Here is a 24273-nt window from a genome sequence, read left to right as displayed (position 1 = left end):
CAGGCCGCGCGAGGTCGTTGGGCCGCCAGGACCACGAGCGGCCCGCGGCCCGGACACGCGCGCCCGACCGCCACGCGGCCCCGGGCGGTCAGCCGCGGTTCGCGGGCTGGGGGAGGTCCTGGTCCTGCAGGGCCATGAGCTGGTCCGGGGTCGGGTCGTCCAGCTCGGCGACGCGCTGTGCCTGCCGTTCGGTCATCTCCTGGAACATCTGGCGCGCGGAACGGCCGTTGCCGAAGCCCTCGCCGCGCGGGAGGAGCTCGAAGAGGCGGGTGAGCTCCTCGCGGGCGGCGGGGGTGAGTTCGTACTGGTGCTCCGCGGCCTGGTACTCGACGATCGAGACCAGTTCGTCCGCGGCGTAGTCCTCGAAGAGGAGCGTGCGGCCGAACCGGGAGGACAGGCCCGGGTTGGAGCTGATGAAGCGGTCCATGTCGCCGGGGTAGCCGGCCGCGATGACGACGACGTCGTCGCGGTGGTCCTCCATGAGCTTGACCAGGGTGCCGACGGCCTCCGTGCCGAAGTCGTTCCCGGCCCCGACCGGGGCGAGGGTGTAGGCCTCGTCGATGAAGAGCACGCCGCCCAGCGCGCGGTTGAAGGCGGCGGTGGTCTTGGGGCCGGTGTGGCCGACGTACTCGCCGACCAGGGCCGTACGGTCGACCTCCACGAGGTGGCCCTCGCGCAGCAGTCCGAGCGCCTTCAGGAGCCGGCCGTACAGGCGCGCCACGGTGGTCTTGCCGGTGCCGGGGTTGCCCGCGAAGATCAGGTGCCGGCTGAGCGGCGGGGCGGGCAGCCCGGCCTCCTCGCGGCGCCGGACCGTCTGCATCAGCTTCACCAGCGAGCCGACGTCGCGCTTGACCCGGTCGAGGCCGACGAGGGCGTTCAGCTCGCCCAGCAGGTCCTCCAGGGTCTCCTCGGGCGCTTCCTCCTCGTCGGCGGTGGCCGGCGGGCGCGTCCCTGCCGGCGGGGCGCCGGGTACGCCCGGGGCGGCGGGCACCGCCGGGGCGGCCGCGGGTTCCCCGAACGTCAGAGGGACGCCGTCCGCGGTGCAGTCGTCGAGCTGCGGGGCCGCGCCCTCGTCCGTGCCGAGCGCGTCCGCGCAGTCGCGGATCCGGCAGTGCCGGAGTACGGGGTCCGCCCCCGCGCCCACGTGGAGCGCGGGGAACCCGGAGCCGGACACGTCGAGGGAGGTGAAGGTGCCGCCCGCACCCTCGGCGAGGAAGACGCCGTTCTTGGCGGGCCGGTCGATGCGCAGGTCCGCGACCGTGGGCCGGGCCCCGGTCCACACGACGACGCCGGAGCCCGCGCAGTCCTCCACCGAGCCGCCGTTGACGGTGGCTTCGGCTCCCTTGTCGACGACGACGCCCGCCGCGCCCGCCCCGGTGACCCGTATGCCGGTGAGGACCGCGGTACCACCGGTCGCGACCCGCACGCCGATGTCCTTGGTGCCGGTGACCGTGGTGTGCTCGACCCTGCTCTCGGAGGCCGAGCCGACGCCGATGCCCGTCGCGACGTCGTCGATGCGGCAGCCGGTGACCGTCGCCACGGCCTGCTCGTCCACGGCGACGCCGGTCATGCCCACGTTCCTGATCCCGCAGTCCGCGAGTTCTAGGCGGGCCTCGCCCGCCGCGTGGACGCCGTGCTCGGCGCAGTCGCGGACGAGGCAGTCGGTCAGCTGCCCGGTGGCCGTGCCGGACAGGTGGACGGCGCTGAAGGCGCTGCGGTCGATCCGGCAGTCCGCGAGGCGGGCCTGCGCGGCGCCCGTGACCAGCAGCCCGTTGGCACCGGCGTCGGCGACGGCGCAGCCCTGCGCGTTGAGCACGCCGTTGTCCTGGACGACCACCCCGCTGGCGGAGGCGCCGCGGATCCGGCAGTCGGTGAGCTCGGCGCGCGCCGTTCCGGTCACGTGCACACCGGCCGCGCCGGGCGACTCGATCCGCAGTTCGCCGGCCGTGGCCTCGGCGGCCTCCTCCAGCAGCAGCCCAGCCCGGCCGGTGCCGGTCAGCGTGGAGTCGGCGAGCCGCAGGCGTGCGCTGCCGCGCAGCCGGACGCCCGATCCGGTCGTACGGTCCAGGCGCAGCCGGGCCGCGTCCAGCCGGGCCGTGCCCGACAGCACGACGCCCGTGCCGTCCACGCCCGTGACGCTGGTGTCCTCCACCCGGGCGCGGACCGCCCCGGCCAGGTGCAGGCCGGCCAGCCGGGCGCGTTCGAGGCGGCAGCGCCGCAGGATCAGGGCGGTCGTCCCGCTCTCCTCGTCCTCCGGGCCGCGTGCCTGGATACGGCCGCCCTCGACGGCGCAGTCCTCCAGGACCAGCCCGGCGCCCGGCGAGACGGCGATCGCGGGGGCGCCGTCGTCGGCGCCCCACACGGTGACGCCGTGCACGGCGCAGTCCGGGCCGTCGACGGTCAGCGCGGGCCGGTCCCCGGGAGGCGCGGCCAGCACGACGCTGCCGCGGCCGTGCTCGGCCGTGAGCACGACGGCGCGGTCCAGCACCACGGCCTCGGTCCAGGTGCCCGGGGCGATCACCACCACGTCGCCGGGGGCGGCGGCGCGCACCGCGTCGACGATCCGGTGGAAGGCGCCGCGGCCGCCTTGTCCTTTGGGGGCCACGGTGTGACGGGTCATGTTCCGGATCCTCTACTGCTGCTGCGTGCCGGGCGGCGGTACCTGGTACCAGGACGGGTTGATGCTCGCACGGTACGCACCGGTCAGGTAAACCGACTGGATCGACTTCTCGAAGATCTTGAAGGGTAGCTGGATCCAGAAGTCCGCGAAGCCCTGCCGGTGGAAGAGCCGGCTGCCGCCGCCCAGCACGAGCACGTTCTTGACCAGGGCGGTGGAGGCCGACGTGGTGAGGGCCGCCGCGGCGTTGATGCCGCCGTCCAGGAAGGCGTCCGCGCCGCTGAGCTTGACCGTGCTCCCGTTGGCGTCGCTGACGCCCCACACCGCGGCGTTCATGGCGCCGTTGACCCATCCCGAGATCACGCTGGTGCCCGCGCTGAAGGTGAAGTCGTAGATGCCTCCGCGCCAGCGGGTGGGGGTCTCGTTCCCGGCCCACTCGTTGGACCAGGTCTTGTCGTGGTTGAACGGCCTGCGCTGCGGGTGCTTGCCGCCGTCGATGTTGGCCAGGGTCGTCTTGAGGTTGCCGAGCTCGCGGAACCCGGCGGCCCGGTTCTCGTGCACGGCGATGCCGACCCCGGTCTTGACGCCCGAGGACACGGCGGCGTTGGCGAACGCCTTCAGCACGTCCTTGCCGGTGAACGGCTTGTCCTGGGCCGCGGCCACGATGCCGTTCACGGCCAGGTTGGCACCGAACTCCAGGACGAACTCCTGGCCGAACTCCACGGCGGCCTTGTACGCCACCGTCCGCCAGTACGGTTCGTACCGCGCCTCGCGCAGCGCCGCACCCGCACCGTCGGGGAGCATCGTCCCGGACCAGGGCATGCGCTGGGACTCGCGGATCCGGCGCCCCCAGCCGCGGATCTCGGTCAGCGGCCCGCGGTAGTCGTACTCGTTGCCGACCAGCTTCATCTGGCCGAGCGGACCGCGGCGCTCCCAGACCAGGCCGCTGTCCGTGCGCTGGGCGACGAGCTGGCCCCGGGCGTCGTAACGGTTCCACTGGCCGCGCCAGGCGTCGGTCTCCAGGTATCCGGTGACGGTGCCGCCGGGGCCCGTCTCGGCCGTGCGCTCGCGGACGACGGAGCCGTGGTCGAACTCCTTCCAGACCGCGCCGGGCTCGCCGGCCGTGCGGCCGTACTCGCGGACGCGGGCCGGGCCGTCCAGATGCAGCGGCGTGTCGCGCAGGACGACCCTGGTGCCGTCGGCGGACCGCAGTTCGTCGCGGAAGTGGCGGGCGCCGGGCCTCCACTGGTCGTCCCAGGTGCCCGTGGCCCGGTTCCACCAGGTGCGGACCTGGCCGCCCTGGCCGGGTGCGGTCGCCGGTGAGCCGTCGCGCTGGAACTCGGCGGTCAGCCAGCGCTCGTTGCGGGCCGGGTCGCGCCAGGCGTCCACGAAGCGGCCCTTGTCGAGCATGCGGCGCTCGCGGACCAGGTTGCGGTTCGCGTCGAGGTCGCGGAAGGAGTCGTCCCAGGACAGCTTCGGGTCGTTGGAGCCGCGGAAGAACTCCCTGGAGCCGGAGCGGCCGAGGTGGTTGCCCTGGGCGTCCGTCTCCCGCCACGTCCACTTCGCGGAGTCCGCCCGCCCCGTGCCTTCGATGAAGCTGTTCGCGGCGCCGTTGGGGTTCGGGTGCCGCATCCCGGTCAGGTTGCCGTGGGCGTCACGGGTGACCCAGCTGCCGCGGCCGGAGGGATGCCCGACGACCGGCGCATCGACGTACTCGCGCACGACTCCGTCCGGCAGGCCCTCGCGCGCGACCCTCAGGCGCCCGTCCGGCCCCTGGAAGCGGTCCTGCCACAGCGGGCCGTCGGGAGCGCCTTGTTGCGGGACGCGGTAGCCGTGCCTGCCGCCGGAGTCCTCCCAGGGCACGTACGAGGCGTCGGCCGGGGGGTAGCCGGGGCCGCCGGCGTGGTCGCCGACCTTCAGCGTCGTGCCGTCGTGCAGCTTGGTCGTCAGGCGCGCGAAGTCGCCGTTCGCCGCCAGATCCAGGGTGCCGCCGTCGAGACCGACGTACCGCACGCCCGAGGTTCCGGAACCGGCGCCGTCCCCGACGGGCCGCTTCTCCCAGGTGAACAACTGGTACGCGTTGTCGCCGAGCACATGGGCGTAGGCGCCTTCCGCGTGCCCTGCACCCGGCAGCAAGCCCTTGCGGACCCAGACGGGCGGGCGCTGCTCACGCCACCGCTCGGTGACCAGCAGGTGGCCGTCGACGACCTCGGCCTTGCCGACCTCCTTGCCGTGCGGCGACTGGCGCTGCCAGGTCCCGTCGGTCTTCCACCCGCCGGGTGCGGCGGCGTCCTGCACGAGCGTGTGCTCCTCGTACTGCCCGGCGTGTTCGGGCAGGTGGCCCATGCCCCACTTGCGCTGGACGAGGGTCCGCCCGTCGTCGGCGAGGTCGGTCCAGCCGGAGTCGTACCGGTCCGGGGTCCGCGGGCCCGCGGTCAGTTCCCTCGACGCCCCGTCGTAGCGGTGCCAGCGCAGCCGGCCGTCCTCGTTCCCGAGCGCCAGCGTGTGGCCGGTGCCGTTGCCGTGCTTCTGTAGACCGGCCTGGTACTCGTGGACGACGTTGCCGCGCGCGTCGAGGTCGCGCCAGCCGGTGCCCGCGGTGTCGTACTCGCGGATGCCCGCGCCGGACAGGGTGGCCTCGTCACCCCAGCGCGCCCAGCTCGTACGGGGGTTCGTACGGCCGAAGTCGATGGTGTCGGTGCGGCGGAACGAGTCGAGGAGGCCGCCGCCCGGCAGCGGCCGGCGCTCGAAGACCGGTACCGGTGCGCCGGTGTCGCTGAGCAGCACCACGCGGCCGTTCGCGGCACCCGTCAGGTCCGCCTTGCCGTGGTGGAACACCCCAGCGCCGGCGCCGTCGGGCCCGGTCCGCTCCCACACGCCGTTCGGGTGGTCGAGGACGTACTGATAGGCGGTGGGCCTGCCCTTGTCGAGGACGTTGAAGCCCTGCTTGACCAGGGTGCCGTCGGTGCCCATCTGGATGAACTCCCCGTCCCGCGGCCCGCCGGTGTGCACGTGGGTCACCCGCAGACCGTCGGCCGTGGCGGTGACCTCCTGCCCGCGGAAGTGGGCGATGCGCGTACCGGTCGCGTCCTCCAGCCAGGCGGCACCCTGCGCCGGGGTGACCAGGTTCAGGCCGTCCGGCACGCCCGGCAGCGCCGGGAGGGGCCGGCCGGTGGCGACGGGAGCGCCGTGCTCGTCGTACCGGGTGAAGGTCCCGTCGACCTCGTCGATCTGGCGCGGATGGGGCTCGGTGAGCTCCGAGAAGTATCCGTGTGCTGTGGGGAACGTCTCCGTGCCGGACAGCGAGTCCGTGTCCCGCAGCGACGAGGCCGGGCCCGAACCGGGGGTCCCGTCATGCGCGTGCGGTACGGGCGGCACGGGTGGCACCGGCGGGACGGACGGCACGGGCGCGGGCGACGCGTGTTCGGCCGCCGCCACCCTCAGCTCGGCGGCCTCCGCCTCGGCGAGCCGGACCTCCGCGGTCACGACCTGCTCGCGCGCCGCGTCCAGCCCGGTCCTGTTCGAGGACCCCCTCCCGACCAGGTCGAGCGCCTCGAGCCGCCGGAACTCCGCGTGCGCCCGGTTGAGATCGCGACGGGCGTCCTGTACGGCCGCCTCCGCGTCCGCCGTCGTCAGCGGGTCGTCGGCGCGCGGGGTCAGGTCCGGCCCCTCGTCCAGTGACCCGGCGTCCTCGTCGGCACGCCCCTTGCCCTTGCCGGGCGCGGGGGGTGCGACCGCGTCGTCCGTGACGGCACGGGTGTGCGGCACGTGAACGTGGTCGTGGCCGTGGTTGCGGACCTGGGCGTGGATGAGTTCGAGGTAGCGGGAACGCAGTCCGCCCTGGGTCAGGCCCTCCGGGGCGGCGTTGTGGTAGTTGCCCATGAGGCTGCCGTCGACCTCGGGCCGGTGGCCCGCCGTCGAGTCCCGGTACTCGTCCCGCAGACCCAGCTGGTGACCGAGTTCGTGCGCGAGGTCCTGCTCGGTGGCGTCGATGCGCCACTGGTGCTGGTTCATCGCACCGTCCGGGCCGCCCACGTTCACGTTCAGGTGGGCGTCGGCGGCGTTGCCCGTGACGCGCTCCAGCGTGACGTGCAGGACACTGCCGTCGCCGAGCACCTCACCGGGACGGTTGAAGACCCTCTCCACACCGCCCAGCGCTCGCTCCCACAGTGCGTCCACCTGAGCCGGCGACAGACCGTCGGCGGCCAGCCGGACCCGCACGGTCAGATCCGTGACGGAACGCTCGCCCAACGGGAACGTACGCACGTCGAAGCCGGCACGCACCTCGTACCGCGGCGCGTGGGCGCCACCGCCCCGCGGCGTCGACACCGGGTCCACCCACGAGTGCTTCACCGTGTTCGGCGCCGCCGCACCGCGCGCCGCGTTCCAGCCCGGGTCCAGCGTCAGGTCAACATGGCCGTCACCAGCACCGTGGAGGAAGTCGTCCGCCGCACCCGCCGGCGCGGAAACCGCCCGCGCGGAGACCCCAGCGGGGTCGTCCAGCACCGGGAAGGACCTGTCCCCGCTCTCCCAGCGCACCGTCACGTTCTCCGTGGCCGAGCCGTGGACGACGGTGTGCCGCACGTCCCGCTGAAGCCGCTCCAGCGTGTCCAGCAGACCATCCGGCGGGAAACGCCTGTCGAGCGCATCGAGCAAGCTGTCCTTCGAGACGCCGAGCTCGTCCGCCAGGTTCTGCAGGTGACCGGGATTGTTCCGCCACCCGCGCGTGGCGTTGTTCGGGCCCACATGAATGGAGTTGTCCGCCGTCAGAATCGACGGCCCGTGCGCGTCGATCAGATCCTGGGCAGCCCTCGAACGCGCGGTCAGATGGAAGTCGCTCCCACTGATCGTGACCGACGAACCGCCGGCCACCCGCGTCTCATGACTCGAAGTGAGGACCACGTTCAGGTGGACCGCCACCTCCGCCTGCGTCCCACCGTCCGTGACCGTGATGACGATCGGGCGCGAGATGAGGTTGTTGCCCCCGTTGTTACGGGTCTTCACGCCGAACTCGAAGCCACCGAGCACTCGACGCTCGTCCCCCGGCCTCCCGCCGCCCCTGCCGACGATGGCGTCCAGGACCCCGTCCCCGGTCAGCCGCGCGGAGCCAGAAGCAGCCGGCGCCGCCGCCGAGACGGACTGCGGCAGGTGCTTGTTGATGGCGTCGACCAGGGCGTTCCGGGTGTTGGCCGCGAGACCCACCAACTGGAGGGCCGTCTCTTTGCTGCCCGCATCGGTGACGAGTTGGGCACGGGCCGTCTCGTCGAGCACATCGGAGACCCTGCCCTTCACCATGCGGGTACCGTCCGTGGTGATCCCATGGAAGGCGATCTTCGCCAGGGCATCCGAGGTGCGCTTCACCTCCGTGATCCCCGGATGGTGCTGGACAAGGTAGTGCTGGATCTGCTTCGTCCATGTGTCGGGGTCCGCGTGACTCTGGGTCAGTCCGGTGAGGAGCGTCTCCGGCTTGTCCGACAACACCTTCTTGGCGATGCGCTCGCCATCCGTGACCACGGCAAGAGTCGAGTCGAACGCGACCATCTTGGACTTGTCCGACCAGTCGAAGTGGCGGTTCTTGATGAGGCTGTCGAGAAGGTGCTTCCCCTCTTCGGCTTCGTAGACGATCCTTCCGGCCTTGCCGAAACGGATGTCGCCCTCAAGGCCTTGCAGAATATTGGGTTTGACACGGATGAACGTATTGGGCTCAGGGAAATAGATCGCCCGTGCGTCGCTCTTCGCCATTGCGTCGCGGACGGCCAGATCGATGTCCGCCGCCTTCTTCTCGGCGATGCCCTTGGGCGTGACGCCTTCAGGAAGTGTGTATCCACCGCTCACCATCTCGGGAGCAGATCCGTTCTGGTCGGTCAGCGTCTGGATCTTCGCGGCGGCGCGGTCGAAGAGCGGCTTCCCGCCGACGACCATGCTCTCCACGTCGGCATCACCGACGTGCAGGTACACCTCGCCGCCGTCACTCCGCCTTACCTGGGTGAGCATGTCGCGCGTGAATTCGTCGCGGACGACGGCCTCTCGGAGGGCGCCGTAGGGGATCATCTTCTGGCCGCCGTCCCTCAGCAACTGGGCGCTGGGTTGCTCCCAGCTGAAGCCGGTGACCCTGACCGAGAAGTCGCCTTCCTTTTCCCATTGCTGAGCGAACTTCCTCACCGCACTGGTGATCTCAGCTTCCTTGCCCGCGCCGTTGACACCGATGACGAGGCCCAGCCGCTCGCCTAGGGACTCCTTGCCGAACGCCTTGCCGTACGTCTGCGCCAGCTTCAGCAGATCGGTGTCCGCGGTGGCGATGACGGTCGCGACGAAGCGGACGTCCTTGCCGGCCCGGAGCGAGCCCTTGGCCATGCCGTCGTACTGGGCCACCGGCGTCAACCGGTAGTGACCAGCGATGTTCTGGTAGCCGTCGGTGAACCGCATGGCGTCCGTCTGCCGCGTGAACGTGGGCGGGACGGCCGCCGACTGGGAGGTGCCTGCCCTGCCGCCGCTCTTGCTGGGCGCGTGGGGCGCGATCCCGTCGACCGCGTCGACGTCGACGTGCGGCACATGGACGTGGTCGTGACTGACGACCTGGGCGTGGATGAGGTCCAGGTAGCGGGGCCGCAGTCCGCCCTGCGACAGGCCCTCGGGCGCGGCGTTGTGGTAGTTGCCCATCAGGCTGCCGTCCACCTCCGGGCGATGCCCGGCGGTGGTGTCCCGGTACTCGTCCCGCAGGCCCAGCTGGTGGCCCAGCTCGTGCGCGAGGTCCTGCTCAGTGGCGTCGATCCGCCACTGGTGCTGGTTCATCGCACTCTGCGCACGCCCCACGTTCACGTTCAGGTGCGCGTCGGAGGCATTGCCCGTGACCCGCTCCAGCGTCACGTGCAGGACGCTGCCGTCACGCAGCACCTCACCAGGCCGGTTGAAGACCCGCTCCACACCCGACACCGCACGGTCCCACAGGGCATCCACTTCCGGCTGCAACAAGCCTTCGTCGGCCAGCCGCACCTTCACCGTCAGATCCGTGACCGAGCGATCTCCCAGCTCGAACCTGCGCACGTCATAACCCGCACGCACCTCGTACCGCGGCGCATGCGCACCACCACCCCGCGGCGTCGACACCGGGTCCACCCACGAATTCTTCACCGTGTTCGGCGCCGCCGCACCACGCGCCGCATCCCAACCCGCGTCCAGCGTCAGATCCACCCGCCCCGCACCCGCACCATGGAAGAAGTCATCCATGACGTCCGCAGGCGCGGAAACCGCCCGCGCCGACACACGATTCCTCTTCTCCGGGACCGGGAACGACTTGTCACCCCGGAACTCCACCGTGATGACCTCGGAGGTGGAGGCGTGGACGATGGCGCGCTCCACATCCTGCTGGAACCGGTCAAGCGTGCCCAGCACACCATCCGGCGGGAAGCGCTTCTCCAGGGCCTGCTTGAGGCTGCTCTCCGAGACACCCAGCTCCCGCGCCAGATTCCGGAACTGGTCGGGCCGGTTGTTCCAGCCGGACTTGTGGTTGTTCGGCCCCACGTGAACAGAGTTGTCAGCGGTCAGGACGGACGGCCCATAGTCGTCGATCTTGACCTGGGCGGCCTGCGACCGCGCGGTCAGATGGAAGTCGCTCCCCTTGATCGTGACCGACGACCCGTCAAGCCTCCCGCTCGGGGTGACCATCACATTGAGGTGGACGGCCACCTGAGCGGTCTTCTCCCCCTCGGTGACCGTCATCAGCACAGGCCGCGAGATGAGGTTCGTGCTCCCCTCGTCGCGGACCTTTCCGAACTCGAAGCCACCGAGCGTACGGCGGGAGCCGTCGACCGTGCCCGATCCCGTGATGCTGTCCAGGATCCGGACGGCATCCGGGGTCAGCCGCCCGCCCGTACCGGCACCCGCATGAGCGGCCGTGGACGTACCCGCACTCGGGGCGGACGGGGAGACGGACTGCGGCAGGCGCTTGTTGATGCCGTCGACCAGTGCGTTGCGGGTGTCAACGGCCATGTCGAGCAATTGCCTGACGGCCGCCGGGAAATCGTCCGACACCTTGTTGAGCGCGCCCGCCGCCGCCGGAACGGCCTTTCCGAGCTCCCTACGGGTCAACGTCTTGAGGGTCGTGATGCCATCCGCCCGGATGTCGTGGAAGGCGATGGCCGCCAGGCTCTTCCCGATGTTCGCGTCCTTCGCGAGCACGGCCGGGTGGTGCAGCTCGATGTAACGGTCGATCTGCTCGGTCCAGGTCTTCTCATTCGCATGGCTCTGCGTGAGACCGGTGAGCATCGACCGCGGATCGTCGCCCACTTCCAGGGCGATGCGCTCGCCGTCGGTGACAAGGGCCAGGCCCGAGTCGAACACGACGGCCTGGTTCTCCCGTCCCTGCCACAAGTGGCGGCGGTTCTTGACCAGGCTGTCGAGGAGACGCTCGCCCTCCCTGGCCTCGTAACTGATGGTCCTCCCGGAGACCTCGCCGAACCTGATGTCCTTCTCCAGGCCGAGGGAGTTGGCCGGGTCGACACGGATGAAGGTGTTGGGCTCGGGGAAGTAGATCGTCCGTGCATCGGTCTTCGCCATCGCGTCGCGCACGGCCAGGTCGAGGTCCGCGGCGTTCTTCGCGCCACCCTCGGGGAGGGTGTAGCCGCCGCTGACCATCTCGGGAGCAGATCCGTTCTGGTCGGCCAGCGATTCGATCTTCGCGGCGGCGCGGTCGAAGAGCGGCTTGCCGCCGACGACCATGCCCTTGACGTCTGCGTCGCCGACGTGAAGGTACACGTCTCCCTCGGCGTTCAGCTTGACCTTGTTGATCATCGCATGGGTGAGGTCGTCCCGGATCACCGCCTCACGCAGCGCGCCGTAGGGGATCTCCTTCTGGGCGCCGGCCGCGACGAGCCTGGGATCGGGCTGGCGCCAGGTGAAGCCGGTGACGGAAACCTCGAAGTCGCCCTCCTGCGCCCACTGCCGGGCGAACTTCCGCACCGTGTCTGCGATCCGGGTTTCCGTGCCGGCGCGCCCGTTCACACCGATGACCAGGCCGAGCCGCTCGCCCAGGACCGACTTGTCGGTGAACGCCGTCCCGTACGTCTTCGCCAGCGTGAGCAGATCGGTGTCCGGGGTCGCGATGACCGTGGCGACGAAGCGGGTACCTTCACCGCCCTGAAGCGCGCCCTTGGCCGCACCGTCGTACTGGGCCACCGGCGTCAACCGGTAATGGCTTGCGATGTCGCCGTATCCCTCGCTGAAGCGCACGGCGTCCGTCCGCTCCGTGAACGTGGGCGGCACAGGCCCCAACTGCGAGCTACCTGCGCTGGTGTTGCCCTTAGGTGCGTGGGGGGCGATCCCGTCGACCGCGTCAACGTCGACGTGCGGCACATGGACGTGGTCGTGACTGACGACCTGGGCGTGGATGAGGTCCAGGTAGCGGGGGCGCAGTCCGCCCTGGGACAGGCCCTCGGGCGCGGCGTTGTGGTAATTGCCCATCAGGCTGCCGTCCACCTCCGGGCGATGCCCGGCGGTGGTGTCCCGGTACTCGTCCCGCAGACCCAGCTGATGACCCAGCTCGTGCGCGAGATCCTGCTCGGTGGCGTCGATCCGCCACTGATGCTGGTTCATCGCACCATGCGAGCCACCCACGTTCACGTTCAGGTGAGCATCGGAGGCATTGCCGGTGACACGCTCCAGCGTGACGTGCAGAACACTGCCGTCGCCCAGCACCTCACCAGGCCTGTTGAAGACCCGCTCCACACCCGACACCGCACGGTCCCAGAGCGCATCCACCTCTGTCGACGACAGGCCCTCGTCGGCCAGACGCACCTTCACCGTCAGATCCGTGACCGAGCGATCTCCGAGCTCGAACCTGCGCACGTCGTAGCCCGCACGGACCTCGTACCGCGGCGCATGCGCACCACCACCCCGCGGCGTCGACACCGGGTCCACCCACGAATGCTTCACCGTGTTCGGCGCCGCCGCACCACGCGCCGCATCCCAACCCGCGTCCAGCGTCAGATCCACCCGCCCCGCACCAGGACCCGCACCGTGGAGGATGTCGTCCACCGCACCCGCCGGCGCGGAAACCGCCCGCGCCGACACCCCAGCGGGGTCGTCCAGCACCGGGAAGGACCTGTCCCCGCTCTCCCAGCGCACCGTCACGTTCTCCGTGGCCGAGCCGTGGACGACGGTGTGCCGCACGTCCCGCTGAAGCCGCTCAAGCGTGTCCAGCAGACCATCCGGCGGGAAACGCCTGTCGAGCGCATCGAGCAAGCTGTCCTTCGAGACGCCGAGCTCGTCCGCCAGGTTCTGCAGGTGACCGGAATTGTTCTTCCAGCCCCGCGTGGCGTTGCTCGGCCCCACATGAACGGAGTTGTCCGCCGTCAGAATCGACGGCCCGTGCGCGTCGATCAGATCCTGGGCAGCCCTCGAACGCGCGGTCAAGTGGAAGTCGCTCCCACTGATCGTGACCGACGAACCACCCGCCACCCGCGTCTCATGACTCGAAGTGAGGACCACGTTCAGGTGGACCGCCACCTCCGCCTGCGTCCCACCGTCCGTGACCGTGATGACGATCGGGCGCGAGATGAGGTTGTTGCCCCCGTTGTTACGGGTCTTCACGCCGAACTCGAAGCCACCGAGCACTCGACGCTCGTCCCCCGGCCTCCCGCCGCCCCTGCCGACGATGGCGTCCAGGACCCCGTCCCCGGTCAGCCGCGCGGAGCCAGAAGCAGCCGGCGCCGCCGCCGAGACGGACTGCGGCAGGTGCTTGTTGATGCCGTCGACCAGCGCGTTCCGGGTGTCGACGGCCATGTCGATCAGCTGCTTGAACGTAGCCTTGTCGTCCCCGGTGGCCTTGATCAGCGCCTTCCATTCCGCCTTCCGGTTGGTGCCGAGGTCCTTCACCTCCAGCTTCGTGAGGGTGGTGGCGCCGTCCGCCTCGATCTTGTGGAAGGCGATGGCCGCCAGGCTCTTCCCGGCGTTCGCGTCCTTCACCAGCACGTCCGGGTGGTGCAGCTTGAGGTAGTGCTCGATCTGCTCGGTCCAGGTCTTGGCGTTCGCGTGGCTCTGGGTCAGCCCGTTGAGGATCGACCGCGGGTCGTTCCCCACTTCCTTGGCGATCCGGTCCCCGTCCGTGACGAGGGCGAGACCAGAGTCGAACACCACGGCCTGGTTCTCCCGCCCCTGCCACAGGTGGCGGCGGTTCTTGACCAGGCTGTCGAGGAGACGTTCCCCCTCCCTGGCCTCGTAACTGATGGTGTCCCCGGAGATCTCGCCGAACCTGATGTCCTTCTCGAGGCCGAGGGAGTTGGCCGTGTCGACACGGATGAACGTGTTCGGCTCGGGGAAGTAGATCGTCCGCGCGTCGGTCTTCGCCATCGCGTCGCGCACGGCCAGATCGAGGTCCGCGGCGTTCTTCGCGACGCCCTCGGGGAGGGTGTAACCGCCGCTCACCATCTCGGGAGCGAGCCCGTTCTCGGTACTCAGCGATTCGATCTTCGCGGCGGCACGCTCGAAGAGCGGCTTCCCCCCGACGACCAAGCTCTTCACGTCGGCGTCACCGACGTGCAGGTACACCTCTCCCCCGGCGTTGAGCCGGACCTTGTCGAGCATGCCACGGGTCAGGTCGTCCCGGATCACCGCCTCACGCAGCGCGCCGTAGGGGATCTCCTTCTGGGCGCCGGCCGCGACGAGCTTGGGATCGGGCTGGTGCCAGGTGTAGCCGGTGACGGAAACCGCGAAGTCGCCCTCCTTCTCCCATGCCTGGGCGAACTTGCGCACCGTGTCGGCGATCGCGGTTTCCGTGCCGGCGCGGCCGTTGACACCGATGACCAGGCCCAGCCGCTCGCCGAGGGACTCCTTGCCGAACGCCTTGCCGTACGTCTTCGCCAGCTTCAGCAGATCGGTGTCCGCGGTCGCGATGACCGTGGCGACGAAACGGGTCCCGTCGCCGGCCTGAAGCGCGCCCTTGGCCATGCCGTCGTACTGGGCGAGGGGCTTCAACTGGTAGTGACCGGCGATCTTCTGGTAGCCCTCGGTGAATCGCGTGGCGTCCGTCTGCCGCGTGAAGGTGGGCGGGACGGCCGTCGGCTGCGAGGGATTCGGCTTGGCCTTCTTCGGTGCGTGGGGCGCGATCCCGTCGACCGCGTCGACGTCGACGTGCGGCACATGGGCGTGGTCGTGACTGACGACCTGGGCGTGGATGAGGTCCAGGTAGCGGGGGCGCAGTCCGCCCTGGGACAGGCCCTCGGGTGCGGCGTTGTGGTAGTTGCCCATCAGGCTGCCGTCCACCTCCGGACGGTGCCCGGCGGTGGTGTCCCGGTACTCGTCCCGCAGGCCCAACTGGTGGCCCAGCTCGTGCGCGAGGTCCTGCTCGGTGGCGTCGATCCGCCACTGGTGCTGGTTCATCGCACCATGCGAGCCACCCACGTTCACGTTCAGGTGCGCGTCGGAGACCTTTCCGGTGACCCGCTCCAGCGTCACGTGCAGGACGCTGCCGTCACGCAGCACCTCACCAGGCCGGTTGAAGACCTTCTCCGCACCCGACACCGCACGATCCCACAACGCGTCCACCTGCGTCGGCGACAGACCCTCTCCGGACAGACGCACCTTCACCGTCAGATCCGTGACCGGACGCCCACCGAGCTCGAATCTGCGCACGTCATAACCCGCACGCACCTCGTACCGCGGCGCATGCGCACCACCACCCCGCGGCGTCGACACCGGGTCCACCCACGAATGCTTCACCGTGTTCGGCGCCGCCGCACCACGCGCCGCATCCCAACCCGCGTCCAACGTGAGATCCACCCGGCCGGCGCCAGAACCCGCACCGTGCAGGACGTCATCCATCACACCGGCGGGCACCGAGACGGCAGACGCCGACACACCCCCGGAGTCACCTCGGACGGGGAACGACTTGTCGCCCTGGAAGTGGACCCGCACGTCCTCCGCGCCGGAGCCGTGGACGACGGCGTGCCGCACGTCGTCCTGGAACCGGTGGAGCGTGTCCAGCAGTTCGCCCGGCGGGAAGCGGTTGTCGAGGGCTTCGATGAGCTTCTGTTCCGAGACGCCGAGGGCCTGCGCGAGGTTCCTGGTGTTGCCCGGCCTGCTGTTCCAGCCGGTCTTGGCGTTGCTCGGCCCGACGTGGATGGACTTCGACGCGGTATCGCTGGACGGACCGTGCAGGTCGATCAGGTTCTGGTCGGTGTGCGGTCGCGCGGTGAGGTGGAACTTGCTCCCGGTGATCGTGACTTCCGTCGTGTTCGCGAGCTTCCTGCCCGCCACCGTGACGTCTGCCTCGTTGCCCGAGCTGAGCATCACGTTGAGGTGGACGGCCACCTTGGCTTCCGTCCCGCCGTCCTTGACGGTGACCACGAGCGGCCGTGACACGAGGTTCTTGCCGTCGTTGCTGCGGGTGCCCGCGCCGAACTCGAACCCGCCGAGCGTACGGCGTTCGTCGCCGTTGCGCCCGCCCGTGCCGACGACGACGTTCAGGATCTGATCATCGGACAGCTTCGCGGAGCCCCCCGAGGCGGCCGGTGCCGCCGGGGAGACGAACGAGGCACCGCCGGACTGGTCGACCCGCGCGGCCGTACCCGTGAACAGGCCGTCGCGGGGCACGCCGTCGCGGTCGAGGAGCGAGGCGGTGAAGACGAGGTCGTCGTAGCTGTCGTGCACGCCGTCGACGGCCGCTCCGGCAGCGCCGTCGCCGGGTGCCGAGGCCGGTGCCGGGCCGTGCGCCGGGGACGGACCCGGACCCGGGAGGTGACCACCGCCGGCTCCGGAGGACGACGGGCCGGGGCCGCCCGAGTGGGCTCCGCCGGTCCCGGGCGGCGCCGGGTGCACGCCAGGGGCGCGGCCCGCCCCCGGTCGCGCGTTGTGTATCTCGACGGTGAAGGAGTGCCCGTTGGCCTGGGCGAACTGCTCGAGTTGCAGCTTCTGTGCCTGCAGGGCCGGGTCGAACCCGTCGTCCACGAGTACGACGCGGTTGAGGTCGTCCCACTTCACGCCGCCGTGGATCTGCGCCTCGAAGTACCTGCCGAGGTTGCGCTCCAGCGTTCCGGCGTCACGGAATCCGCGGAACGCGCTGTCGTACCGGAAGTCGGTCGCCTCGGCGAAGGCCAGCCGGACCAGGGGTTCGGGGCCGTGGTTGAGCAGCGGCAGCATGTTGCCGCGGCCGGTGACGCTCCGAGCGCCCTCGAGGCCCTCGATGAAGCTGTCCGCCGGCGTGAACGTGGCGCGCTGCATCACGTCGGGATTCAGGTGGAAGACCGCCCGCCCGTACATCTTCACGCCGCTCGGCCGGTACTTGGACGTGAGGGCCGCGTAGTTGGGCAGGTCCACGAGGTCGTCGGCGGTCGGGGCGAACGGCCGTCCTTGCGCGCCCGGGTAGATCCCGGACGCCTCGGTCGTCCGCTTCACGGACGCCGGCAGGCCGAGAGCCTCCTCCGTCTTGCCGCGGGTGACGTAGTACCCCGCGTTGGCGTTGTTTGCCTCCCACGCGTTGCGGAGCAGCTGGGTGTCCGAGGTCAGTGCGTCCAGGAGCGTCCCTCCGGCCGGCGTGATGTCGCCGAGCTTGAGGTTCACCGTGAGGGAGAGGTCCTCCTGGAGGTGCCGGTGGACCTTGGCGATGAGCTCGTGGGCCTGCGCCCCGTCGAGCGGGTAGCCCTCCGCCCACTTCCAGTCGCCGCTGTTCAACTTCTGCGTCAGCAGGTCCGTGTCCGCCGTCAGCGTGCGCAGGGCCCGCCGCTCGGCCATGACGATCGCGGAGAGCTGCGGCATCCGCAGGTTCGCCAGCTCCGGGCGGCCTTCGAGGGCGTGGAACAGCTGCACGTTCTCCTCGAACGACTTCTGCTGCTGCACCAGCACCGACTTCAGCGCGTCGTCGTGCTCCGCGCCCGCCAGCCCCTTGGCCAGGATGTCCTGGTGCGCCGTGAGGTCTCCCTCGTACGCCTCCCTGCCGTTGCCCCCGGGCCATCCCTTGGCGGACTCCGGCTCGCTGATCCAGCGGGCCACCGTCAGGTCCTGGCCGCTGGGCACCAGTGCGTGGCTGGTCTTCCCGCCTTCCAGCGGGGTGACGACGTGCGTCGCGGAAGGGACGTGGTCGACGGACTGCACGACACCTTCGGGGGCGGGCGGAACGACATCGGCCCGGCCCCTGCCGCGGAACAGCGACCGCAGCCCCTCGGGCAGGTGCGGAGCCGCGCCGCCGAGCCCGTACCCGCGGTACGCCTGCACCTCGGGGAACGGCGCGCCGCCGGTCACGTCGGACCAGTGGGCCTCCGCCTGGGCCAGCGCGGCGTCGGCCTGCCTGACGTGCTGCCACGACTCGAGGTACCGGAAGCCGTCGGCCTCGGCCGAGGTGCCGAAGCCTTCCACGTAGCGCGTCTGCAGGTCGTCGCGGATGGTCCGGGCGTTGATCAGCTCGCGGCGGGCGTCGGTGATGGCCGCCGACGCGTCGATGTCCGACAGGTCGTCCCCGAGGTCCGCGCGCAGACCGTCGTGGTTCGACCCGGTGCCGGTGGTGTCCAGGGTGCCGGTGCCGGTGGGCGACTTGCCCTTCCCCTTGTCCCCCACCGCGGGGGGCGTGTCCGGGACGTCGTGGACCGCCGCGCCCACCGAACCCTCGGGCGCCGCAGGCCGCGCGTCGAGCACGGCGTCCATGAAACCGTCGGTGAACCGGCCCGCGTCGGTGTGCCACAGCGGCAGGTTCCGCGCCGCGTACAGGTAGGCGTTCTCCAGCTGCGCCGCGGTGATCCGGTGTTCCTCCAGGACGTGCGTCCCGCCCCCTGGGGCCCCGTCGACGGTGCCGCGGACGGCACCGAACTCGCCCGGCGCACCCGGGCCCAGGGGCACCGGCGCGTCCCGGCCCGGCAGCCAGACCGTCAGCGATCGGGCGCCCGTCGAGCCGTCGGTCCCCAGTACCAGCCGGATGTCGGCGGCGGGGTCGGCGATCGCGTGCTCCAGGTGCTGCCGCACCGGCCGCGTGTCGTCCATGAACCGTACGACGTCGTCCCCGCCGGCCCCGTGGACGACCGGCGGCGAACCGGCCGGCAGGTCGTCCACCGAGTGGCGGAACACGCCCATGTCGTCGAGCATGTCGTCGATCTCGTCGAACATGTGCTGCACGTCGGACGGGTACTGCACGGAGGACGGCGGCAGGTGCCCGGTGGAGTCCCCCGCGGCCGACGTGCCGGGACTCGGGGCCGGTTCCGGGACGCTGTCCACGGAGCCCCTCCCGATCCCCGAGAGCGAGTCGCCGGCGGCGGGCGCCGTCACCGACGGTCCCGGCAGATCGGACAGCCCCGGACGGAGCGTGCCGTACGTCTCGCCGAGCTGACGCGACAGCTGGCGTCCGGCGTCGTCACCCGAGGTGAGGATGGTGTGGGTGATCATCTTCTCGAACTGGTCGAGGATCAGGAGACGTTCCTTCTGCGGAGCCGTCGCGAGATTGCCGTCGATCAGGGGACGCTGGTGGTCGAAGAGCACGAAGGTCTTGGCCTGGTCGGTGGCGGCCTGGAACCGGCCCTGGTCGTGGAGCCGCCAGTCCTCCACCTCGCCGAAGGCGTCCTGGTACCGGATCGTGTCTTCGGCGGTCAGCTTGGCCACGGGCGACGTGCCGTCCGCCCAGTGCCAGGCGCCGTCGCGGCGCAGCATCGTGTCGACGAGCCGGTACGGGGCCGCCACCCACAGGTCCGCCACGGACTTCCCGAGCGCGGCGGAGACGAAGCCCTCGGCGAACCTCACGCAGTTGTAGCGGAACAGGTCGTACACGGCACCGGAGTTGGCCATCGCGTACCGGTACCCGTCGAACAGCTGCGCCGCGGTGATCCGGTAGGTGCCCAGTACGCGGACGTGCCCGGAGAGGAGGTATTCGGCGTCGTTGACGATGGCACCCGGGTTGCCGAAGAGGTTTCCGTCCTCGGGGTAGAAGCCGATCGTGAGCGGCTTGCGCTCGCCCGGCAGCATCACGGACACCATGGCGTGGCCCACGTCGTCGGAGAACTCGCGCCAGGTCCGGCCTCCGGGGCTCGCCACGAGGGCCACCTCGATGTCCGCGGCGGGGTTGTCGAAGGCCCGTTCCACGTGCTGCCGCAGCGGGCGGATCAGGTCCACGAACTCCGAGAAGCCGTCCAGGTCCTCGGTGCCGTGCTCGCCGACCGGGGAACCGGGCAGCGAGTCGTCGTCCATGTCGAAGTGCGAGCGCATCGGTGCGCCGGTGTCGTCCAGGACCAGGTCGTCGAGCCCGTCGAGCAGGCCGCTCTCCGGCCTCGGCGGGACAGGCGGTGCGTGGTGCCCGCCCGGCCCCGGGGTGACGGGCGCGTCGTCGGCGAAGTCCGTGTCCCTGACGCCGCCGGGGAGCTTCCCGCGTTCCGGGCCCGCGAGGTGCACGGCCAGCTGGTCGGCCTGCGCCCGGACGTCGACCTTGGTGAAGGCGGCGCCGCGCAGGTCCTCCAGCACCTGGCGGGCGGCGGTCACGGTCTCCACCGTCACCGCGTCCGCGCCCATCTTGCCCAGCTTCAGGTTGACCTCGTGGAACAGTTCCGCCTGGTGCGAGTGCACGCGCCCACCGCCCGACGTCGCGGGCGGCACCGGGGCGGGGTCCTGACGCAGCGGCACCGCCACGTGCCCGTCGCCGGTGACGGCCACCTTGTCGTGCGGGGCCGGGGTGACGACCGCGTCGTCGGTGCTCCGCGCGGGTGCGCCGGCGAACGCGTGGCCCGCGTCGACGTCCGCCGTCTTCCCGGCCCCGGTCCCGGGCGCGCCGGCGAAGGCCGGGCCGTCGACGGGACGGACGCCCCGGCCGTCGTCGAGGAGGTCGAATGCGGAGCGGGCCACGTCCTTGGGGGGCGTTCCGTGCACGCCGCCCTTGGGGAGGCCGGGAGCAGGTGCGCCGTGGGCGGCGGAACCGGGCGCGGTGTCGGTGACCACGGAGCCGGGACGGCCGCTGCCGGCGGGGCGCACGATCTCGTCCAGGCTCAGATGGGCCTGGTGGGCGCGTGCGGCACCGGCAACGTTGTCGCCGAGGGTGGACCCGATGTGCGTGGGCACCGGGTTGCTCGGCGTGGCCTTCGGGCCCGCCGCCAGCAGGTCGAACGCCGACCCCCCGGTGCCGGCGCCGTTCTGGTGCCCGGGGGCCCCGTTGAGCGGGCCGTGTGCGCCGCCCGTGCCGCCGGGTGCCGCCAGGAGGTCGTGGGTTCCGGCCCCGCTCGGCGGGGCCTGGACCGCGGTGTGCGCGGCACCGGTTCCCGCACCCGGGGTGCCGGGGGCGGCGAGCAGGTCGTGGAGCGCCGTGGTGCCCGGGGCGGGCGCGGGCACCCCGGTGAGGGCGGTGTGCAGCGCGCCGGTCCCGCCGTGCGGTGCCGTCAGCAGGCCGATCGGGCCCTGGGAGAGCAGGCTCCCGTTGCCCTTGGCGGCCAGGGCGGTGATGTCGACGCCCTCCTGCACGGCCGGGGCGCCCGCGGAGCCGGGCACGTACAGGCCCGAGGAGTGCGCCACGTGGCCGCCCGGGGCCGCCGCGCTCACGCCGAGTCCCTCGGTCATCTGTCCGGGTGTGACGTCGAAGGCGTCGATCTTCATCCGGTTCAGCTGCGTACCGGCGATGTCGACCACGTCGTCCATGTGCCGGACGGCCCGGAAGCCCGACGTCGAGCCGTCGACCAGCGAGGTCGCCCCGTGCACCGAGACCGGGTTCATCGTGCCGACCCGCAGCCCGCTCAGGTCGACGGTGTCGATGGGCGCCACGGAGAAGGAGGCCGGGCGGATGGACGTGTGCGTGTCCGCGAAGTTGCCGAACCGAACGTCGGACAGGTCCATCCGGGCCATGTTGATGTTGGCGTGCGCGACGTCGAAGTGCGGGGTCGCGCCGTGCGGGCCGATCGGCACGGCACTCGCGGTGTGCGCCGCCGTGCCGCCGACCGGCAGGTCCCACACGCCACGGCCCATGACGCCGCGGTCCCAGAAGCCCATGCGCAGGGCGCCCTTCAGCCCGTACTCCGCGATGTCGGTGTGCGTCACGGGCAGGATCAGGCGCGTCCACTTGCCGCCGGCCATCTGGCTGCTCCAGGTCTCCTGCGCGAAGAGCTGGAAGTTCTTCCACGCGCCCGGGGCGCCGGCCCGTACCGCGGTGGTCCAACCGCGGACGACAACGGGGATGGAGCGGACGCCCTGGACGACGACGAGCCCGTTCTTGACGAACACCGAGCCGGCGAGCGCGGGCAGGTTGTGGAAGTTCTGCATGACCCACAGGCCGCCCTGGCGCACCCAGGTGAGGCTGATGCGCGCGACGTCCCGGAGGCCGGTGATGACGGTGGCGAACCGGAACCCGCTGATGATGTCCCGCAGGGACAGGATGCTGCCGCGGCCCCACTGGATGCCGGCGGTGACACCGCTCTTGATGAGCTTGCCGATGCTGAAGATCGGCAGCGCCTTGGTGGTGGGGGCGATGATGCCGAGCCCGGCTAGGAACAGGTCGAGGAAGCCGATGTCACCGCGGGCGAAGTCGATGGCGGCCTTCACGAACAGCGTCATGTTGACGCCGAAGGCGAGCAGGGCGATCGGACCGCCGAAGATCAGCGCCGGGACGATGAGGATGATCGCCAGGATCTGGAACATCTCCCAGAAGACCTGGCACTCCGAGATCGGCAGCCGGATGTCGGAGGCCTTGTTGATGATGCCGGCGACGGCGTCGCCCTGCTCGCCGAGTTCCGCGCCCGCGCTCTCGGCGGTGTGCCGGTGCACCTCGATCTGAGGGTCGTCCTGCGGCAGACCGCGGGCGGCCGAAAGGGCCCCGTCGGCCTTGCCCTGGGCCTCCTCGACCCGGTTCGCCCAGTCGCCCAGGGCGCGGGAGACCTCCTCGAAGGAGTTGGCCACGTCGTTGATGTGGTTGCGCAACCGGTCGTCGATCTTGCCGCGCAGGGCGTCCGCGGTCTGTCCGGCGAAGACACTGCTGTCGGCGGTGTTCATCACCTGGTCGATGGCCTGCGCGATGAACCTCGCCTGCGAACCGATCGTGGACAGGTCCGTGACCAGCTGACGGATCTGGACCGGGTCTCCGGGCGTCGGGTCCCCGTGGAGACCGACCACGTTCCAGTCGCTCGGGCGAGGCATGCGGGGGATCCCTCCCAGTTCGGAGCAGGGAGCTCGGCGGAACTCTCCACGTGGACCACGCGCGAGGCCCACGCGTGGTTCATGTGACGTGCGTCAAACCTGCGCGCGGCGGTGAACCGGCGGGGGGCGTGGTGCGTGGTCGAGGTGACCGGATTCTCCAAGGGCCGTCCGGAGGTCCCCCGTGCCCGAGATCAAAATCGACTACGACGTCCTCAACGACGCCAAGCAGCGCCTGGAAGCCCTGGCGGGCGAGATCGACCCGCTCATCAAGAAGGGCATCTTCGGGCGGCTGAGCTCGGGCTACGGCGAGGCGCAGGCGGTCCTCGGCCATGAGGGCGTGGCCACCGCGATGTCCACCTTCCACACCAACGCCACCAGCACGATGGGGCGCGCGGACAAGGGCATCAAGGAGCTCGCCGGGGCCTTCGGCTCCGTGGGCGAGGCCTTCCGGGAGTTCGACTCCGAGCTGGGCGCCCAGATCGGTGTGATGAGCGCCAACCTGCACGTGCAGAACTGGAAGCAGCAGAAGGCCCAGTGGGAGTACAAGCAGCAGCACCTGAAGGAGTGCGAGGGGCCGGGTGAGCTGCCGGACTTCTGCTCCGCCACGGACCCCGGTGACACGCCTCCCGACTTCCACCTGGACACCAACCGCGGTCACATCGACTCGCACGTGGAGGTCGACAAGGACGGCAACGTCACCAAGGAGGTGACCACCGTCGAGTACGACGGCAAGAAGTACACCTCCACCACGACGTACACCGGTCCGAGCTACACGACGGACACCACGTACCCGGACGGCAGCACCGCCCACACGGTGGCCAACATCAACGGCGACGGCAGCGGGACCATGACCGTCACCAACAGCGACGGCGGCCACACCGAGTACACCCGCGGCCCGAAGGGCTCCGACGGCAAGACGCCGGAGTGGACGTACTCCGGCGGCGACAAGCCGGGCGGCGACCCCGACGACCCGAAGAACCCCAACAACCCGGACACCCACCCGCAGAGCCCGGGTACCCACGGCGGAACCAACCCCAAGATCGCCTGATCGGGAGCACCCCCCACAGGCCCGTCATCAGAACAGAAAGGCGATGCAATGCCTGCGATTCACATCGTTCCCGAGGACGTCCGGCAGCGGGCGTCGGCGCACGCGTCCACCTGCACCGAGTGGATGGCCCGGCTCGAGGGCCTGAAGGGCCAGGTCGAGAGCATGCTGAACGACGAGCTGGTGCTGCCCCAGGCCAGCGGTGCCATCCGTGACGCCTACCAGCAGTTCACCGGCAGCCTCACCCAGGCCATCCACGGCCTGGAGAACTTCGGCGAGGCGTTCACCTCGATCGCCAAGGGCGCGGAGGACTTCGACACCCAGGTCGCGAGCAACTTCAAGAAGTAGCGGCCGCACGCGAAGGGCCGGGCGGGGCATCGTTCCCCGCCCGGCCCTTCGTCGTGTCCGGGCCCGTGGCGGGGGGGGCCCCCCCCCCCCGGCCCCCCCCCCCCCCCCCCCCCCCGGGCGGCCCCGGGACCGCCACCACCCGCGCCACCACCACCCAGCCCCCACCCCCCCGCCCCCCCCGCCCCCC

The 24273-nt window shown here is 71.1% G+C and carries 4 protein-coding genes; 2 read left to right on the top strand and 2 right to left on the bottom strand.

The features are described from left to right. Positions 1 to 88 precede the first annotated feature (88 nt). Positions 89 to 2620: a right-handed parallel beta-helix repeat-containing protein gene (locus ACFYYN_RS39920; protein WP_500549693.1), complete on the bottom strand. Its 2532-nt coding sequence runs from the start codon at positions 2618 to 2620 to the stop codon at positions 89 to 91. 12 nt (positions 2621 to 2632) lie between these two features. After that, complete coding sequence (locus tag ACFYYN_RS39915) at positions 2633 to 22693, bottom strand: hypothetical protein (RefSeq protein WP_500549692.1); 20061 nt, start codon at positions 22691 to 22693, stop codon at positions 2633 to 2635. Positions 22694 to 22874: 181 nt separating this feature from the next. Here ACFYYN_RS39915 and ACFYYN_RS39910 point away from each other — a divergent pair, with 181 nt between their 5' ends. Beyond that, positions 22875 to 23741 carry a hypothetical protein gene (locus ACFYYN_RS39910; RefSeq protein ID WP_500549691.1) on the top strand — a complete coding sequence of 289 codons (867 nt, stop codon included), beginning with the start codon at positions 22875 to 22877 and terminating at the stop codon, positions 23739 to 23741. Between the two features lie 48 nt (positions 23742 to 23789). Continuing rightward, positions 23790 to 24086, top strand: a complete 297-nt coding sequence (locus ACFYYN_RS39905) for a hypothetical protein (RefSeq protein WP_500549690.1) — start codon at positions 23790 to 23792, stop codon at positions 24084 to 24086. The last annotated feature ends 187 nt before the right edge of the window (positions 24087 to 24273 follow it).

Source organism: Streptomyces sp. NPDC001902, assembly GCF_042891295.1.
Classification (GTDB): Bacteria; Actinomycetota; Actinomycetes; order Streptomycetales; family Streptomycetaceae; genus Actinacidiphila.
Note: the sequence above shows the minus strand (reverse complement) of the source record. Positions and strands in the feature narration are given on the sequence as shown.

Excerpts from the sequence above, each read along its gene's own strand:
- ACFYYN_RS39915 (WP_500549692.1), bottom strand. The coding sequence starts at position 22,693 with ATGCCTCGCCCGAGCGACTGGAACGTGGTCGGTCTCCACGGGGACCCG.
- ACFYYN_RS39920 (WP_500549693.1), bottom strand. The coding sequence starts at position 2,620 with ATGACCCGTCACACCGTGGCCCCCAAAGGACAAGGCGGCCGCGGCGCC.
- ACFYYN_RS39905 (WP_500549690.1), top strand. The coding sequence starts at position 23,790 with ATGCCTGCGATTCACATCGTTCCCGAGGACGTCCGGCAGCGGGCGTCG.